Below are 17,756 nucleotides of genomic sequence, written 5' to 3' on the forward strand. Positions count from 1 at the left end.
ACTACACCATTAAAAATAATATGGATTATAAAGAAACTTTCTAGGAAACCAATGGTCTAATATTATTTTAAACTTTGAATCTGATAGTATAATCCATTCCTTAAATTCAAGCTCTTCTACGGAGTATGCACCATACAATAGTGCGGTAAGCCCTTTTATGTCCATCTTTACATCTGGTTTTTTACTCTCATATTTGCTCATTTTTAGTTTCTTATTCACAGCTTCTAACTTATAAATACCATTATTCCACTGACAATGTTCATCATATAATTCTAAAATAATATTACCTTCTAAAGCTACATTAATATCATTCATTGCTTCTACTGCATCAATAATTCTTACCATCCATGGATTATTGTTAATCTTTACTTCAAAAGGCCTCATTGGATCATTCAACCATGTCCAAAAATTAGTACCATATGGAACTCTTAATTCTATATGTGAAAATTGGTCTTTGTGCTTTGCAAAATATCTGAATAACATCACTCTGCTTTCTATGTCTTTCCAATACATTTCTGCCACAAAAATTTTTCCATTTTCTCCTGATCCTATTTTAATATACTTTGCTGCTGCCATAGTTTTATTATTTTTCTTTATAAATACTACAATTACACCACCATGATCTTCTATCCAATACTCCTTGGACATATTATTGAGAAAAACAAGTCCATGATGCTCCAACAAATCAAGTTCAAATTTAAATGCTTCAAATTCCTCTTGCACCTCAATAGCTCTTACTCTTTTCTCTTCCCATTCACCATTTATTTTTGATACATCTTTTAAATAATGAAAAAATCCATCTAAAGAAATTTTAACTAGCAAATTGTCATTTGTACCCACATACCCAAAAGAATTATAAAAACTTTCTTTAAAAGGATGTAATAAACTAATAGATTGATTTTTTTCTTTCATATCTATAAATGCTGATTTTATCAAGTCCTTTACATATCCCTGCAAACGATATTCAGGAAAAGTAGCCACATGGGAAACCCCTCCCATCTTCTTAATTACACCTCTCACTGACTGATTAAATGTATAGTTCCTTATCATAGCTACTAGTTTCTCTTCATCAAACATTCCTAATATTTCATCAGGAGTATAAAATGATAATTCATCCTTTGCTGGTTTAGTATCAGTCCACTGACGGCCTGTACAATATACGTGTAGCTCCCTTACTTGCTCAATATTCTCAGCTTTAATTTTTTTAATTTTCATAGGCATATTCTCCTATATATTTCTTTAGAGATTGCTCCATTCTGCTTTTCATTGATAATATGTCTATTAAGAATACATCCACCAAAAGTTTACCCTCCATCTGATATTCTTGTTTGGCAACTTGTCCACAAAATTTGTGATAAAACTGATTTGATGCTGCATAATGATGGTTATAGATAACAATCTTTTCCATACCCATAGACATGTAGAAACTCAATGTATAAATAATCATCATGAGAGAAATCCCCCTATTTCGCTGGTCAGGATATACCCAAATCCCATTTAACTCTATACCTTTTTCAGGTATATCAAAGGTTTCCGCAAAACTGCTAAAGGCTACTCCAAGCATCTTGTCATTTTCAAATGCTCCAATTAACAAGCGAACATCATTATTTTCTTTCCCTGTATGCATCCACTCTACCCAGAAGTCTAATTCTTGAGAAACTGAAAGGGTGTTTTCAGCCTTACCTGCCAACTCTTCCGTCCAGCACAAAATCTTTAATTCTAAGGCCTGCTGCATGTCAGATTCCTTTAATTGTCTAATTTCAATCATTGATTCATCCCCCCAATTATACAACTAATCTTATTCAATTACTTTTTCACTAGTATATATTCAAGATAAACTGATGTATTTTCTCTATCATCGATATTTCTTTTTACTGATTTCTTTTCCTTATATATAACTTCAAATTTTGTAAGGGCTTGCTCAATTTCGTTATCCTTATAATGACAATAGATCACTTCATCATTATCTTCAATTTGTAAAAACTCCCCTTCACCAATTTCTTTTCCTATGCCATAAGTATCACACTCTTCACCTAAAAAATTCACATAGCATAGTCCTCCAGGTTTTAACACTCTATAAAATTCTGATAAAGCAAGTGAGAAATCTTCTTTTTTCATATGAACAGATGTATTATAAGAATACAAAAAACTAAAAAACTCATTTTCAAAAGGTATTTTTCTCATATCACCAAATATGATATTTAAATCTTTATCTTGTTCTATACAAAATGCCCTTGCTTTTTCTAGTTGATCTTCATATATTTCAATTCCATAGGTTTCATATCCAAATTCATAAAACAAAGAAAGAGGTGGATTAGAACCACCAGCACCACAGTCTAATATAATTTTCTCAGAGGAATTGTTATTACAATATTTTAAGAAATTATATAACGGAATAGCATTTATAAGGTTATGCATATTTTATTACCACTCCTTATATTTAAAATTTATACTATTTGTTTACTAATAAAAATAATCTATTATACTGTTCATGTTGATTATAGTAAATATCCTTTTTAAGATATATATGAAAATATTTTTCCAATATACTACACCATTTTTCTGTTTCTAAATTCCACAAGTAATAAATCATTGTCTAAGTGTGTAATGCCCCACTTCCACATCCATATAATCTACAATGCTATTTGTTCCACTACTTAACCACTTTAAAGCTTCATTTAAATCTTCTTGTCCCAAATCTGCATTTTCATATTTATTTGGTATTACTGCTTAAAATATATTGTCCCAAAATATTTTTGTGCTATTATAATTCTCCATTGATATTTCTCCCTTCCTTCAATAGAGTTCTTCACTAGTGGACTTAGCTTACTACACGTTATGATTATAATCTTAGATTAGTCATTTCCTATGATGGATGATACAGTCCTGTTGGTTCATAGAAATTATCTCCTATATAATGAAAATCTAAGCATACTAAAAGTTTTTTAGATCCAACATTATGTGGGTGATGTCCTGCAAAAAGCTTGTCTGCATTTAATTTAGAAAAACAATAATTGATTACTGCTTTTGCTGCTTCATGGGCATAACCTTGACCCCAGTATCTTTTACGAAGATGAAAACCAATTTCATATGAGTGTTGTTTAGATTTAAATGGGCGTGCACCACAGCAGCCAATCAGTTCTCCTGTTGTTATTTCAAATATAGGCCAATATTGAACATGAAAACCCTTGCCATTACAAATTTCAATATTTAAACGATTGTGAATATCATTTTCTGTAAATTCCCCTGTAGCACAAATAAATTTAGTAACATCCTTTTCTCCCCAAAGCTGATGTGCTAGTGTAAAGTCGCAATCTGACCAATTTGAGAAACCTATACGCTCTGTTTTCATAAAGTAATCTCTCAAACCTTTCACCTCCTATTATGTGGATAATATTTCTATGGCAGTATGATACTTCCTATTAATAGGTTAGCTTATTTATTCTATTTTCATCTCAAATAATGCAAATGCTCCACCATTATCTAATAAGAATTTATCAACTATCTCAAATCCTAGACTCTTATAAAGATTACATAATTTCTTATTAGTCCATCCTGTATCTAATCTTAAGTATTTAATATTTCTTTTTTTACATTCTTCTATTGCAAATTTAACCATTTTGCCTGGTAGACCCAGTCCTGCATACTCTCTTCTCACGCACAGTTTATGTATATATCCAGCTTCATTTTCCTTTGAATTTGGCCAAAAGAAAGTATCACTCCATTGCAATATCATACAACATGCATTAGCTCCTGAAACTTTTCCCACACAAAAATCTTCTTCCATAACATTTACCATTAATTTTTCTTTTGTAAGGTGTTCATCCTTCCATACATTTAATCCAACAGAGCGTCCCCAAGAAGCGACTTCTTTCATAATATTAATTACATTATCAACTTCTCCGGTAGATACGATAAAATTCATATTTCTCCCCCTCAAATTTGTAATCTGACACACCATAAATTGTCATCAACTTAATTTAAAATTTTCACTATATAAATATAAAGATATTTACATTTTATTTTTTCTTCAATAATGTTGTCCACATAAAAGATTTTCCAAATATATTGTCATTTTCGATCTCTTTCATCTCTCTAAATTCAAGTATATTGAAGTGTAGTTTTAAAATTGTTTTTAGCTTATACTCAGAAAATCCAAGTCCACCATGCATTGAATAATCTCTATACACATCATAATCAGATATATTTGCACCTCCGTTTAAATTAAAACAGTTCATGGAAAAATATCCATCTGGCTTTAAAAGTTTTAAAACAGCACTTAGGTATTGATTTCTCCTATGAGGTTTTATATGATGAAAACATCCTGAATCATAGATAAAATCAAAACTCTCTGGTTCACATTTAAAGTCAAATATTGATTGGCATAAAAAATTCACTTCTATAGATTGTTCTTTCGCCAATTGTTTTCCCCATTCAATAGATGTTTTTGAAAAATCAATTCCATAAACTTCAAACCCTTTGTGTGCAAGATATAATGAATTTCTACCATTTCCACATCCTATATCAAGTGCTTTTCCTTGTTTTAATAAATCTAACTCAAAATATGAAGCAAGGTTTTCATCAGGAATATTTTTAAAGAATGGAATTGCTTTTTCCTTATCAGAATAAAAATTGCTCCACCACTCATTATCCCGTTTCTCTACTAAATTATCTAACATATCAAGTATGTCATTTTCACTTTTAATAATCTCTGAATTGATTTTTTCTATCACACATATTCCCCCCTATACATTTATAACGGATATCAATCATTAATTTTCAAAGAAAAATATATCTCCCATTATCATCTCTCAATTGTAATTTTATCCCAATGCTCCAAGTATTTAGACATAGTTAAATGTATATATCATCTATTTGGATTTTCATTAGGAAAACAACAAATTACTGTATCGAGATACTCAATACCACAAAAATATTCACATATTGAAGTATTTTTCACTGCACATTTATGTGTATTAGAACCTTCTTTTTCATTCCAAGGACAACGACTTTGCTTCCAATCAACCTTGTCATTACTTGTTAAATCTATGTCCATATTTGCACCTAAAAGTTTTTTTATTTTTTCTTTCATAATCTTTACTCCTATTTGCCTAAATCAAAACTTAGTTAATATCTTCAAAGCTTCATTGACCATTATTAAAATATTATTAGTAATGTTTTAGAAGTTCATATTAAATCATCTTTGATATACAACTTTATAGTTTAACAAATTAACTTTTCATAAAAGAACAGAAATCCATCTTCTGATTGTCCAGTTTTTTTATAACCAGCTTTTTCATATAAATATTGATTTCTTACACTATAATAAGGAGTTCCCAATATCCATCTTTTTATCTGCGGATGCATTTCTTCCATTAGACTCATAGTCTTAAATCCAAAACCTTTATTATGATATTTCGGATGAATACATAGATCTTCCAATTCATAAAACTCTTGTTCTACTCCGTGTAGCCAAAAGAATCCAATTATATCATTATCAAGGATAATCTTATAGCATAAATAGTTTTTAATAAGTCTTCGTGTTTCTTCTTCTGAATCATATCCTGGAGGACCACCATCCCTTCCTGGTCCAAATCTACTTGTTTCATCATTATATGCAAATTTCTTAATTTCAGTTATAACTTTAGAATCTGTTAATTCTGCCTTTACAATGTTAATCATATTCATATTTCCTCCCCAACTATCTACTTTAATTCATGTTATAATCTATAACTATCTTATAAATAATATAGATGTCTTAATACCGCATATTGAGAATCCACATTTTTTATACATATCCTTTGCTGTATCGAAATTGTCTGTTATTAAGTATGCTATATCAGCTCCTGCATTAAGAGATTCTTCTAGCAATTTATGCAACATAGAAGTGCCATATCCTTGTTTTTGAAATTCCTCAATAATATCAAAATCCTCAATCTTTGCAATGCCATCTTTTATGAAAAGCTCACACTTACCTATAGGTTCCTTTCCCTTGTAGCAAACATAAAGGTTCAAATCAGGATTTTCCTTATATACCTCCATCTTTCTTTTGCTTCTTTTTATAGCAAACTCTTCTCCCATAGCTGCCTTATTGGCCTGTACATCAGCTTTGTATCCAGCATCAAGTATTTCAAGAGTATCTGCTTTTAAAGCTATGCAATCATCTTTTACTTTTAATTTCTTAAAATCTTTTGGCTCTATAGCCATAAAACAGTATTCTGTAATCTCAGGCTCTTGAATCAAGTTTTTTAACTCATCCCATTTCACACTATAATCCATCATGATATGTAAATGTTCATTATTTGACTTTTGCATTTCACCAAGCTTATTTTCAATAAAGCTTCTTAGTTCCCCCATCTCCATTGACTCTTTAAGAAAAGTGAAATTATGCATGTACATATCAAGTAGTTTTTTGTCTGTGAAAATGATTGATTTCTTCAGTTCAGCATAATCTGAAAAACATTTTATATATTTCAATTCAGTTTCCAAAATTTTTTCATATAATTCTGCCTTCATAATATAAATCTCCTTAACATATCTATTTTTGAATAATTACTATATATTTAAATTAATTACAAATAATTCTTTAAGAAAATTATAACATATAATTTTAATGAAAGTCCCAAAATATATCACATTCTTCTAATTTCTACTATTCTGTTTCCAACATCAACTATTTACATTTCAATGTTTGAATTGTAATATAGCTTGGTTATTAAATGAAAAAATATCACACATTCCTTTTAGAACATGTGATATTTAAACTAATTATAATTAGTATTATTAAAAATATTTCAGGATTTACTTAATAAATTTACCTATTGCATCATTTAAATCTGTGAGAACTTTTTTATCTCCTGTTTCTACAGCATCAACAACACAATTTTCAATATGATCTTGTAAAATTATTTTACCAATATTATTAATTGCAGATTTTACTGCTGAGACCTGTACTAATACTTCACTGCAATCTCGCCCATCCTCAACCATCTTTTTCACTGCCTCTAAATGTCCTATAGCTCTTGATAATCTATTTATTACAGCTTTAGTATTTTTATGTGTATGGTTATGTCCATTTTCATCACTCATAAATTTATCTCCTTTTGTTTTATTTTAATTATATGTTAATTTTCTGCCATTTTCCATTTAAGAAACGTTTTAGCAAAATAATACCTCTAATTGTAATATCTAAAGCATACCCAAGCCATACTCCCAATAATCCCAGCCCAAATGTTACTCCTAGTAAATATCCAACTATTACTCTCCCACACCAAATTCCTATTAGTGTTGCATACATTGGAAATTTTGTATCTCCAGCACCTTGCAACGCGCTGGTAAATACTTGGGTAATTGCTGCAAATGGCTGAAATAACGCAATCAACCTTAATACTCTTATAACCATTTCTTGTATTTCTTTTGCATCTGTAAAAATCATTGCAAATTGTCGGGCAAATATAAAAAATATAATTCCAATACAAATCATAAAAATAGTTGCAATGAAATCCGATAAAAAAACAATATTTTTAGCTTTATTAGTATTATCTTCACCAAGACTTATACCAACAAGAGTAGCTGTAGCAACCCCCAAACCCATTGCAGGTATATAGGAATAGCTTTCAATATTGCCTGCTATATTATGGGCTACATATGCTGATATACCAATAGAAATAATCATGCTATTGTATACTAATTGACCTAATCTCATAACTAATTTTTCGATTCCAGCTGGTATTCCAATTCTCATTATGGATTTTATTATATCTTTTTTAATCTTTATATTTGTCAAATCAAGCTTGATAACACTACCATTTACTAGTTTTAATAAAAGAATTAAAACATTTACTATACGTGAGATAGTTGTAGCTAAACCTAACCCTAGAATTCCTAATCCTAATCTCATAAAAATATAATTTAAAATTATGTTTAATATATTAGCAACACCCGTTGCTATCATTGGTGTACTAGTATCTTTAGTTGCTCTTAAACAACTTGATAGAATAAGTGATAAGCAAAGAAATACTGATGGTACTGCAACAACCATATAATATGGTACTGTATAACTTAATATTTCATTTGAAGCACCTGAAATCATTAATATCGGTTTATAAAATATTAAATTGACTGCTCCAACCAATATTCCTATTATGATACCTAATATATTGGATTGTTTTATGGTCGCATTGGCTTCCTCAAAATCACATCTCCCAACATTTCTTGAAATAATTGCGTTAGTTCCTATACTTATAGCAGTATAAAAAGCAATGAACACATTAACAATTAAATTAGTTACACTAATTGCTGCAATTGCACTATCATTAATCTGTCCTGCAAAGTAGGTATCTACCGTTCCCAGTAGTGTTTGAAGAATATTTTCTACTATTACAGGAATTGATAATAAAAATATAGTAATAATATTATCTTTATTTTTCTTTACCCAATTCATTCTATCCCTCCTTATATCATCCCCCCATAGAGGATAATATAAGGGTATCATTTATTAAAATACACTTCAAGGATCTTTGTAAAATTATCCATTTAACTTCTATAATACCAAACTTAAAATATTTTCTTTGACTTTATTAACGCATATGATAAATTAATCGCCTATATTCAATACCATTTTGCATGGTTATTATATGTAAATTATACCATATAAATTATAGGTAGCTTATTTATAAATTAATTATTGAAAAATAAAAATACCGTAAAATTCATCACTAAATTTCACAGTATTTTAGAAACCCATTTATTCTTATATCAATTTTATCTATATGAAGAATATGTTTTTGTTTTGTAATTATTTAGCAATCTTAGATAATGATTTGCTTCTCTTAGAACATGATCTCCTAAGAGTGGTAAAATTATGGACTTAATCTTACAATTTAATAATCCTTCTGTTCCTTTCATCTTGAAATCTCTAATATCTTTAGTGGCCTCTCTACTCTCCTCAGTTACAGTGGATATATGTGCTAATGAAATTGTATTATCGTGCATAGTAAGTGCTTCTTCTGTCAATCTATCAAATTGCTTACCAAACTTGTTAGCAACATTAAATAATTCCTCTTCTGTTGGATCTAAAAAGCCTCTAATAAATTTAGAATGCTCAGCCATAATTCTGTTCCAGAAAGCTTCCTGATCAACCATTTCCTTATTAATGTCCATCTCAACTCTTTCCTGTAACCTTCCTAACATTCTAAGATAGAACATTGCTTCTCTTAAAATATGATCCACTAAAAGTGGATAAGAACCTGTAAACATCTTGCACTTTAATACATTTACTTTTATTTTATTTTTTAACTTAGCTGTTTCATTTACTACAGGAATAATCTCTTTATTTAAATAAAATACTTCTTCTGATAAACCATCTAGAGTTTTACTATTTTGATAATCTCCTAAAGATAATTCCATTTCTGTTGTATTTGTATTGATATTAATTCCAGTGTAAAATTCTGTAGCTCTTTCTGCTTCTAGTGTATAGTTTGTAATTATTTCTCCTGTATTACCAATGTTTGGATCGATAATTCCACTAGATAATTTTATAGTCTTTCTAAGCAATCCATCTAGTTGTTCCTTTAACATATCTGCATAATGAAGGTAATTTTGAGATCTAGGCATTAACGATGCACCAACAAAAACTAGATGCTCCTTCATTATTCTTAAAAAGAATAGATTTAATTCTAGCGATTGTTTAATAAACTTCTCCTTAGATAACATATTTTCTCCCTTTAAATAATACTTCATTAACAATATATGCTTATACCTATATACTGACATTGCAATTTAATTAATTTTTATTACAAAATATACTAATACACCTTGTTAATATTAAATTTACCACAAATTACGTTCTTACTGGTTGTTTTTCTTTTTTGCCATTTTATACTTTTGGTAAAGAATATCTTTTAAAACTAAAACAGTATTTACGTCATCAAACCCAAACTCAATTTTAAAAGCATCATATAACTCAGATATTTTCTCACTATAAGTATATATTCCTTTTATCCCTTGATATGAAGCCAAAATTGGATACTTTTTACTCCACGCACCTGTCCAGTCAATTTCATCAACTATCATTTCAATGCCAGTAACATCACCACTAATATGGCTTCCACTAATAAGATAATCATAACTTACATTATAAAGTTGACTTAGTAATTTTGCTTTAATAAGTTCAGGAACCGTTTGGTCGGTCTCCCATTTACTTACCGTTTGTCGAGATACACCTAATTTCTCTGCAACATCCTCCTGAGATAAACCTTTCTTTTTACGTAAATATAATAATTTTTCGCCTAATGACATAACTATCACCAGCCTTTCCTAAAATCCAAGTTAACTTGTAGCTATAGTATACTAAACACTAAACACCTTTTCTATCAAGTTAAAATGGAAATTTGTCAACTAAACTTAACATTCTAACTCTCTCGTATTTCCTTATCAACCCTAAAATATTTAATTTAATCGTAATTATTTATCATGCTCTCTTCATTAATGGCAGTATCTCCACTTACCTTTTCATCAGATTCCCCTTTAGACTTCATTAATTCATTAATGTATAAAGAATCTGCTATTGTTAAGCATTTCACTCTTGCCAATAATTCCTTTGATGCAGATTTTGCTGGAATACTCTTTATACACTTAGGTGGATTTTTACCATCACTAACATAAACTTTTATAATACCACCTTCAAGTATGTACTCTATTTTCCTTTTACCTGATGTTTTTATTTCAGTATTACTAGCTTTTGATTCTTCCAATAATTTCAAAAATTTTCCTTTTGAATTTTGCTTTTTATTTCTATCTTCATAATTTTTTATATAATAATTATTTAAAGTAACTTTCATTATGAATACTCTCCTTAAATTTATAACTTAATAACTCTTTCTAAATCCCATATTCGTTCTAAAACTATTTCTTTGATAAAAGTCGTCTGCTCCATCTGTTGAAAGTAAATCTAATCTTGTATTCGGATATAAATTATGACATATATCAATTAAAGCTTTTCCTATTCCCATTCCTCTATAGCTATTATCAACTATAATTTCAGCTATATAAGTAGTAATTTCTCCATCTGTTAATGCACGAACTAATCCAACTATTATGTCTCCATCTAATACAACAAGTGTAATATTAGAATTTTCCCATGCCTTTAATGCATTTTCTGATCTTTTTAAGAATGTCATCCATCCTTCTTTCTCATATAATACTTGAATAGAAGAAAAATCTGTTTCTTTAAATTGCCTAATATAAATACCTTTTGGTAATTTTACTTGTCTAATTAACTCTTCCGTTAAAATAAATTTATTCATAAAAGAATTCCCCTTTATATCTTTCTACTAACTTGTAAGTCAAATTCTGGCTTTGTAACATATGCTAGATATTGAACATTACCATCAAAATCTAAATATGCTTGAAAACGTTGACGAATCGATGGTGATGTAATCATATCAAGAACTTTATCCTTCTTTACCCAACGTGATTCTGAATTCTCATCTGAAATACATAAGTCACCATCTACAAATGTACAAATAAAATCCATCATCACCTTTGTAGGTACTGTCTTAACTCCATTATATCCTTCATGTGTGGCTGTATTTGAGGAAATAGCAAAAAGTTTTTTTACTGTAACATTAATCCCACTTTCCTCTTTTATTTCTCTTACAACTGCATCAATAACGTTTTCTCCGACTTCAACTTGACCACCAGGAAAAACCCAGCCCCCATGATGAGTTTTGACTAATAAAATCTCTTCTTTATCATTTTCAACGACTCCTGCTCCTGTAACAATATGTGTTGGCATAATCATAAATATCACTCCTTAGTCAATTACTAGCAATTACTTTACATAATAAACATTAACTATAATCTAGCCTTTTATTTTCCTCCATGAACTTTCTTCTAATCCATCTGCTTTTAGATACTTACAGAATCTTTCAAAGCATCCCATCATAGCAGCTATAGCCTCTTCTGTTACTTGATAGTTCTCTTCCCACCACCAATTTTTTATTATCAATGGTTCATTTCCTCGATGTATTTCAGGTTCAAATCTTGCTACAAGCTTATCTCCATATAAAACTGGTAATACATAATATCCATACTGCCTCTTTGAAACAGGTTTATATACTTCCCAACTATATTCAAAATCAAAAATATCTTTAACTAACTTTCTGTCCCAAAGAAGATTATCAAGTGGAGCCAGAAAACTTGCTTTTTTATCAATACTAGAATTAAGATTATCTAACATTGATGTATCGTCAGCCCTTATATAAAAAGTTTCATTTAGTCCTTCTACTTTTACAAGTATAAGCTCACCATCCTCTAGTAGTTCCTTTAATATTTTCTTTCTAAGATTTTTATCGGATACAAAATGACCAAGCCATCCTCCACCATTTCTATCCCAGTAGATCCCTATGCTTCCTATCCTTCTTTTAACATACCACTTATAAAAATCATTATCATTATTAAAAGGTTCCTTCACATCCAGTAGCTCTTTTGGCAATAGGTTTTCTATCAAGTCATAAACCTTTTGTGTGTTCTTCTTTTCTTTAACGCCCAAAATTCCGCTGTTCCACATATAGTCCATGGTAGCGCTGGAAAGTTTCCCATGACCCCAAACTCTACTTTTTACACGTCCAATATCCAGCTTTGAAGGCAAGGTAGCACCATTTTTCTCTATATATTCTTTTGCTGCATCCACATGATTAATTGCTTCAATTGAACTTCTATGATGCAATACTCTCTCAATTTCTTCTTTTCTTCTTAATCTCACTTTTTCAAAATAAGGCCAGTCTTTAACGGAATAGATAGCCATCATCTTATCCCAGCCATCTATGAGTTCTCTTTTATTATAAAGAAGAGTTTCTAGCATCATAGGGTTATAATTTTCAACTCTGGACTGAAGCACCAAATCAGCATTTCTCCCTACCATATTTAAAGGATCATATTGTATGCACCCCACTCTATTTATAAAATTCTTAATACCCTCTTCACCCTTAAAAGATTTTGGTGAAGATAGCCCCTGATACATCACCAGGAATTTTCTCAATTCACCCTTTGACATAGTAATTTTTTTCATATTACTTCCTCACTAAAATTTTTATTTATCATATTTTCAATTTTAAGACTAGATTTTGAAATAAATTCTCCTAACAAAACTTCTTATAATAATTATAGTTACATAGAAATACTGAGCTTATGAGGTTTTATTTCTTTTACAGGCATTACAACTTCAACAAAACCAATTTCTTCATATCTACTATTTGGAAAAACCTCATAGTTTTCGATTACGTATTTTGTAGCTTCCACTAATGCTGATTCTTTATCTTCACTTCCCAGCATAACGGCACAATGAGGTACCCATTGTCCAGTTGTGTAATATTCCCAGCCACTATGATCACAAAATGCAAAGGTTTCGTGTATATTTTTGTGTAAATCAATTAATTCGTCACATACAACTGGTGCAAGATATACAGTTCTAGTATTATTAAACACCCCAATACTAGAAAGCAAAGCGGGAAATGATTTTGTATCCTTAGCTATTTCTTTTAATAACTTGTCACACTTTTCAATATCAATATCATTAAATATAGCTATGGTAATATGAGGACGAGTCTTCCATTCTAAATATTTTTTACTAATTCCCTCTCTTGCAATTCCTTTAGCTAATTTAATAATTTTTTCCTCTGTTTCCTTATCAAAGTATAATTCTATTGCATATTTCATACTAATTCTCCTTCCATATGTAAATATAATTTATTATGAATCTACTTATAAATTTCATGTTGTTCAAATATGAAATTCGCTGAAACCCTTGGTATGACAACAACTATTTAAATAGTTAAATAGTTAAATAGTTGTATAGTTTCCTATGTAACTATTTTCATATATAAATAGTTACATATTTATTTTATTCTACTTAAAATTTAAAATAATTTCATTAACATAGTCATTCATAACTGTTCTATATTCTTCTGGTCTGTAGTCCATGGATTTTATCAAATTAATCATCTCTTGGGCTGAAATAAATTTAACATCGTCTACCTCTGACTTTTGTAAGGTTAAATCTGAAGTATCAATATCTTTACATAATACAAAAATATCAATGAAATGATTGTATTTTTCCCATAAAACTCTTCTAAGAAAAATTATATCATCTATCTTTATACCTAATTCTTCATGTATCTCTCTAATAATAGCCTCTTTACTTGTTTCTCCAGCTATAACGTGTCCCATGTGAATATCCCATCCACCAGGTAAGAACTGTTTTGATTTTGACCTTTTCTGAATTAAGAATTCTCCCTTTGAGTTATGTATATATGCATGTGCTCCTAAATCATATTGTCCTTCTAAAAGCTCTTCATCTTTTGGTGCTATTTTACCACTTCTACTACCATCTCTATTTAAAATATCAAAATACTCCACTAATACTTCCCCCTTATGCAGCTTAACATTTCTTCCACAGCTTTTAATACGATATTTAGATAAATCTCTTTTCAATTTTAATTCATATTATATGGTATATTGTAAATGCAAATTATTAACTTTAAAATTCTATTGCAAATCTTCTATTCATTGATTAACGCATAGTGTAGATGATCTTCCCACTTCCCGTTTACTTCTAAAAACTTATTTGCCATACCTTCATATATAAATCCAAGTTTCTCTAAAACCCTTATTGATGCTTTATTATTTGGCAGCGCATATGCTTCAATCCTGTGCATTCCATATTCTTCAAACATAATCTTAATCCCTGCTTTAACTGCCTCTGTCATTATACCTTTACTAGCTACATCTTTGTCTGATTTATATCCAATATGACATGATAAGAAAGCATAAGGTACAATATTATAAAAGGTTACCTGTCCAACAATCTTATCATAGTTTCCCTTATTAAATACCCAAAGTCTAAGAAAGATTCTATCTTGAATATACTTAAAATCTCCTCTTAATTCCTCTGTCTGAAAGTCAACAGTGTAAAATTCATCTTCTCTTTGTGGTTCAACCTGACTAAAAAACTCTCTATTTCGTACTACATAATCTACCACTTTATCGGAATCATTTTCATCTAATATTGTTAAAACTAACCTTTCAGTCTCGTAAGTTGATTTCATTAATCTTCTCCCTTCTTGATAAAATCTTATAGTTAAATAAATCAATTATAGTTATAAATTTTCCTATGATTTTTACAGCATAGCCTAAAATCATAGGAAAAATATAGTAATCTAAATCAACACTATGCATATTTGTCATCTAACTAGCTCATATACTATTGGCTTAGACTATAAATTAATTTTTCAGGATTTAGTATTTTTCCCTTATATTTTTCTGTTCCCTTTTCTATTTGTCTGCTATCTCCTGTTGCAAGAGCTTGTTTCCAAAATTCTTCTGGCGTAATGTCTGGTTTTACTTGACAAGCTAAAGCATAAAGTCCAGCAAGATAAGGCATACACCAGCTCCATCCCCCTTCTCTATAAAATACATAATCCTTCTCTCCTGTAGGGCTAGCCACTGTTTTAGAATCAATAGGAATTAGTAGTAATTCTTCTGGTTTGTCCATATTAAATTTCTCTTCATAATACTTATTAAGTTCATCAATATGCTCTATTTTCGATACCCACTTATTCCATTCTGTAACTTTATAATTAGAAATATCATCTTTATCTGCAAGGGAATCTATATCTAATCCATGGAAATAAAACTTATCCTCATATGTGTCAAACATATTTACTGTTATAACAAATATATTTTCTTTAATTGCTTTTTTAACCGCTTCTATAAATTCGTTATACCCCTTACTTTCAGGCTTGCATCCTGCTGATATAGATAAAACTCGTATCTTATCATCCTTTGGCAAAGATTTATTTACTTCAATAATTCTTTCAATCGCTTTTGCTGTCCAAGAAAAGTCTAGTTCCATTTCACTATTAACAAAGTTATAGTTTTCGCATGCTATAAAATACAAATCTGCTTCCGATGCAACTCCAGTATTCTTACCTGTTGCAATTGATGCCACTGCTGGAGCATGCATCTGTGCTTCTTCTGGTTCATAATGAATTTCTTCATACATCTTTACTCTATCATGATATTCCTCATGATTTACTAAAAGAGAATAATCGATAAATGCTATGTTTATGCCCTTACCAGTTATTCCTCTTTCATGAAGTTTTTTTATTTCAAGACCTGGATTTTTATGAAACTCTAAAAAACTTTCAGGCTTAAACTCCTCTGGAAGTTTCCCTGGCCACTTTGTTTTACTATCAAACACTGAATTTAAAAGCTTATCTTTCTCCCCAGATAAATCAAGTTTCTCAAGGTCATATCCTCTTAAATCACTACTATTTTTTCCCCACTCATCTTTGAGTTCTTCAATGTTATTTATACTCCCTCTTCCAAAATCAGCCATGTACGGAAATCTTTCAATTTTTACCTCTTCTTTAACATTATCATTAGTAGAAATTTTTTCTTTGCTGTTAACTTTATTATTGCAGGCAGTGATATTTATTACAAATACTGCTACCAATAACACTATTGCTAACTTTCTTTTCATTTAATATCCACCCTTTCATTTTTCTCCCCCATATTATCATCTTCTTTAGTTAGTACCGTTGCCTCTGGATTTCTTAATATATAATTTAACTTATCTTCCCATCTATCATGCATATCATAAAAATGCTCTTCTCTATTTATAAACTCAAATCCAAATTTATCAAATATACTTTTCATTCTCTTATTTGAGCCCATTGTATCAGCATATATGCATTTAAGTTTTAATGTATTAAATACATAGTCTATTGCCAATTTAACTGCTTCAGTTCCATACCCTAATCCCTTATAATCATTATTAGCAAGGGTAAGCCCAAGTTCACATCTGCCTTTTTCATAATCAATTCTTTTGAAAGATAATTCTCCAATAATCCTTCCATCCCTTAAAAAAACTCCAACTCTGGGATACCATGATTCCTTTTCTATAAGTTAACCCTTTTGACCACATAAAATATTTTATATGCTTTATCATCAATTGGAGATAATCTGAAATCTTTATACCTATTCATTATTTCAAAACCTGAAATCAAAAGAAATGCATCCATTTCTTCAACAGTATATGCCCTTTGAATATGTGTTTCACACTGATTATCACCAAAATCAAAGACAGTTTTACCTATTTTACTTGCCTTATCATATTCTAATATTTGTTTGAATTCTATATTATCAAAATTTCTATCAATTATTCCAAAATGCTTTTCTTCATATAAAACTGGAGTATTAATATCAAATATAAAAATTCCATTATCCTCTAAATGCAAAAAAATATTTTTTAAAGCTTTCTTCATGTCTGAATCTGTTACTAAATAATTTAGTGCATCAAATGCACAAGTTATAAGTTGAAATTTCTTATTTAAGTTGAATTCTATCATATCTGCAACTGCAAATTCTATTCCCGTTGTAGTCTCCTTTGCTACATTAATCATATCCTTTGAAATATCAATTCCACTAACTTCAAAGTTTTCATTATATAGTTTCGATGCTAGTATGCCTGTACCACAACCAACATCTAACACAGAATTAATATTTAGATTGTAAATATTAATTACATTGTAAATTAAATCTACGTATTTAATACTCTCTTTTCCCCAACCTTTTTTATAAAACTTTGCTAATATCTCATAAGGTTTCATTGATTATTCTCCTCCTTTTTACTTCACAATATAATCTACAGATTGTTAATAAATCTATGTATTATAATTTATAAACATATGTTC

At 29.6% G+C, this 17,756-nt stretch carries 24 protein-coding genes; all 24 read right to left on the minus strand.

Annotated elements, in window-relative coordinates; genetic code table 11:
* Positions 1-9: 9 nt before the first annotated feature.
* The 24 genes from B2P65_RS04945 to B2P65_RS05060 all read right to left on the minus strand — a co-directional run bounded on the left by B2P65_RS04945 (position 10) and on the right by B2P65_RS05060 (position 17,672).
* On the minus strand, positions 10-1,215 hold the full coding sequence (locus B2P65_RS04945; RefSeq protein ID WP_346879707.1) for a GNAT family N-acetyltransferase: 1,206 nt from the start codon (positions 1,213-1,215) through the stop codon (positions 10-12).
* Positions 1,205-1,792: a GNAT family N-acetyltransferase gene (locus tag B2P65_RS04950; protein ID WP_346879708.1), complete on the minus strand. Its 588-nt coding sequence runs from the start codon at positions 1,790-1,792 to the stop codon at positions 1,205-1,207. The genes B2P65_RS04945 and B2P65_RS04950 overlap by 11 nt, the downstream gene beginning before the upstream one ends.
* Positions 1,793-1,806: 14 nt before the next feature.
* Complete coding sequence (locus B2P65_RS04955) at positions 1,807-2,418, minus strand: class I SAM-dependent methyltransferase (protein WP_346879709.1); 612 nt, start codon at positions 2,416-2,418, stop codon at positions 1,807-1,809.
* A gap of 448 nt (positions 2,419-2,866) precedes the next feature.
* Positions 2,867-3,376: a GNAT family N-acetyltransferase gene (locus B2P65_RS04960; protein WP_346879710.1), complete on the minus strand. Its 510-nt coding sequence runs from the start codon at positions 3,374-3,376 to the stop codon at positions 2,867-2,869.
* Between the two features lie 63 nt (positions 3,377-3,439).
* Positions 3,440-3,925 (minus strand): GNAT family N-acetyltransferase, encoded by a 486-nt coding sequence (locus tag B2P65_RS04965; protein WP_346849010.1) that lies wholly within the window; start codon positions 3,923-3,925, stop codon positions 3,440-3,442.
* A 94-nt stretch (positions 3,926-4,019) separates the two neighbouring features.
* The gene (locus B2P65_RS04970; RefSeq protein ID WP_346849011.1) at positions 4,020-4,733 is read right to left on the minus strand and encodes a class I SAM-dependent methyltransferase; all 714 of its coding nucleotides are present in this window, start codon (positions 4,731-4,733) and stop codon (positions 4,020-4,022) included.
* Between the two features lie 134 nt (positions 4,734-4,867).
* Complete coding sequence (locus B2P65_RS04975; RefSeq protein WP_346849012.1) at positions 4,868-5,092, minus strand: hypothetical protein; 225 nt, start codon at positions 5,090-5,092, stop codon at positions 4,868-4,870.
* A gap of 131 nt (positions 5,093-5,223) precedes the next feature.
* On the minus strand, positions 5,224-5,682 hold the full coding sequence (locus B2P65_RS04980; protein WP_346878336.1) for a GNAT family N-acetyltransferase: 459 nt from the start codon (positions 5,680-5,682) through the stop codon (positions 5,224-5,226).
* Between the two features lie 51 nt (positions 5,683-5,733).
* Positions 5,734-6,516 carry a GNAT family N-acetyltransferase gene (locus B2P65_RS04985; protein ID WP_346849014.1) on the minus strand — a complete coding sequence of 261 codons (783 nt, stop codon included), beginning with the start codon at positions 6,514-6,516 and terminating at the stop codon, positions 5,734-5,736.
* Positions 6,517-6,801: 285 nt separating this feature from the next.
* A complete protein-coding gene (locus B2P65_RS04990) occupies positions 6,802-7,089 on the minus strand; it encodes a metal-sensing transcriptional repressor (RefSeq protein ID WP_346849015.1) in 288 nt (95 codons plus the stop codon).
* 28 nt (positions 7,090-7,117) lie between these two features.
* Positions 7,118-8,443, minus strand: coding sequence for an MATE family efflux transporter (locus tag B2P65_RS04995; protein WP_346849016.1), 1,326 nt, complete (start codon positions 8,441-8,443; stop codon positions 7,118-7,120).
* A 320-nt stretch (positions 8,444-8,763) separates the two neighbouring features.
* Complete coding sequence (locus B2P65_RS05000) at positions 8,764-9,714, minus strand: DUF2935 domain-containing protein (protein ID WP_346849152.1); 951 nt, start codon at positions 9,712-9,714, stop codon at positions 8,764-8,766.
* 135 nt (positions 9,715-9,849) lie between these two features.
* The gene (locus B2P65_RS05005) at positions 9,850-10,299 is read right to left on the minus strand and encodes a helix-turn-helix transcriptional regulator (RefSeq protein ID WP_346849017.1); all 450 of its coding nucleotides are present in this window, start codon (positions 10,297-10,299) and stop codon (positions 9,850-9,852) included.
* Positions 10,300-10,454: 155 nt separating this feature from the next.
* Positions 10,455-10,841, minus strand: a complete 387-nt coding sequence (locus tag B2P65_RS05010; protein WP_346877908.1) for a hypothetical protein — start codon at positions 10,839-10,841, stop codon at positions 10,455-10,457.
* 27 nt (positions 10,842-10,868) lie between these two features.
* Positions 10,869-11,306, minus strand: coding sequence for a GNAT family N-acetyltransferase (locus tag B2P65_RS05015; RefSeq protein ID WP_346849018.1), 438 nt, complete (start codon positions 11,304-11,306; stop codon positions 10,869-10,871).
* Positions 11,307-11,320: 14 nt separating this feature from the next.
* Positions 11,321-11,803 (minus strand): NUDIX hydrolase, encoded by a 483-nt coding sequence (locus B2P65_RS05020; RefSeq protein ID WP_346849019.1) that lies wholly within the window; start codon positions 11,801-11,803, stop codon positions 11,321-11,323.
* A gap of 60 nt (positions 11,804-11,863) precedes the next feature.
* Entirely contained in the window at positions 11,864-13,072 is a 1,209-nt protein-coding gene (locus B2P65_RS05025; protein ID WP_346849020.1) for a DNA glycosylase AlkZ-like family protein, read from the minus strand.
* Positions 13,073-13,170: 98 nt separating this feature from the next.
* Positions 13,171-13,719, minus strand: a complete 549-nt coding sequence (locus tag B2P65_RS05030; RefSeq protein WP_346849021.1) for a 2'-5' RNA ligase family protein — start codon at positions 13,717-13,719, stop codon at positions 13,171-13,173.
* Positions 13,720-13,908: 189 nt separating this feature from the next.
* Positions 13,909-14,418 carry an NUDIX domain-containing protein gene (locus tag B2P65_RS05035; protein ID WP_346849022.1) on the minus strand — a complete coding sequence of 170 codons (510 nt, stop codon included), beginning with the start codon at positions 14,416-14,418 and terminating at the stop codon, positions 13,909-13,911.
* Between the two features lie 143 nt (positions 14,419-14,561).
* Positions 14,562-15,107 carry a GNAT family protein gene (locus tag B2P65_RS05040; protein ID WP_346849023.1) on the minus strand — a complete coding sequence of 182 codons (546 nt, stop codon included), beginning with the start codon at positions 15,105-15,107 and terminating at the stop codon, positions 14,562-14,564.
* On the minus strand, positions 15,085-15,246 hold the full coding sequence (locus B2P65_RS05045; protein WP_346849024.1) for a hypothetical protein: 162 nt from the start codon (positions 15,244-15,246) through the stop codon (positions 15,085-15,087). Before B2P65_RS05045 ends, B2P65_RS05040 begins: the two co-directional genes overlap by 23 nt.
* Positions 15,247-15,262: 16 nt before the next feature.
* Positions 15,263-16,543, minus strand: coding sequence for a S8 family serine peptidase (locus tag B2P65_RS05050; RefSeq protein WP_346849025.1), 1,281 nt, complete (start codon positions 16,541-16,543; stop codon positions 15,263-15,265).
* Positions 16,540-16,965: a GNAT family N-acetyltransferase gene (locus tag B2P65_RS05055; RefSeq protein WP_346849153.1), complete on the minus strand. Its 426-nt coding sequence runs from the start codon at positions 16,963-16,965 to the stop codon at positions 16,540-16,542. The genes B2P65_RS05050 and B2P65_RS05055 overlap by 4 nt, the downstream gene beginning before the upstream one ends.
* A complete protein-coding gene (locus B2P65_RS05060) occupies positions 16,962-17,672 on the minus strand; it encodes a class I SAM-dependent methyltransferase (RefSeq protein WP_346849026.1) in 711 nt (236 codons plus the stop codon). The genes B2P65_RS05055 and B2P65_RS05060 overlap by 4 nt, the downstream gene beginning before the upstream one ends.
* Between the last annotated feature and the right edge of the window lie 84 nt (positions 17,673-17,756).

The sequence above is a fragment of the Clostridium sp. UBA3061 genome, assembly GCF_002367465.1.
Classification (GTDB): domain Bacteria; phylum Bacillota; class Clostridia; order Clostridiales; family Clostridiaceae; genus Clostridium_J; species Clostridium_J sulfidigenes.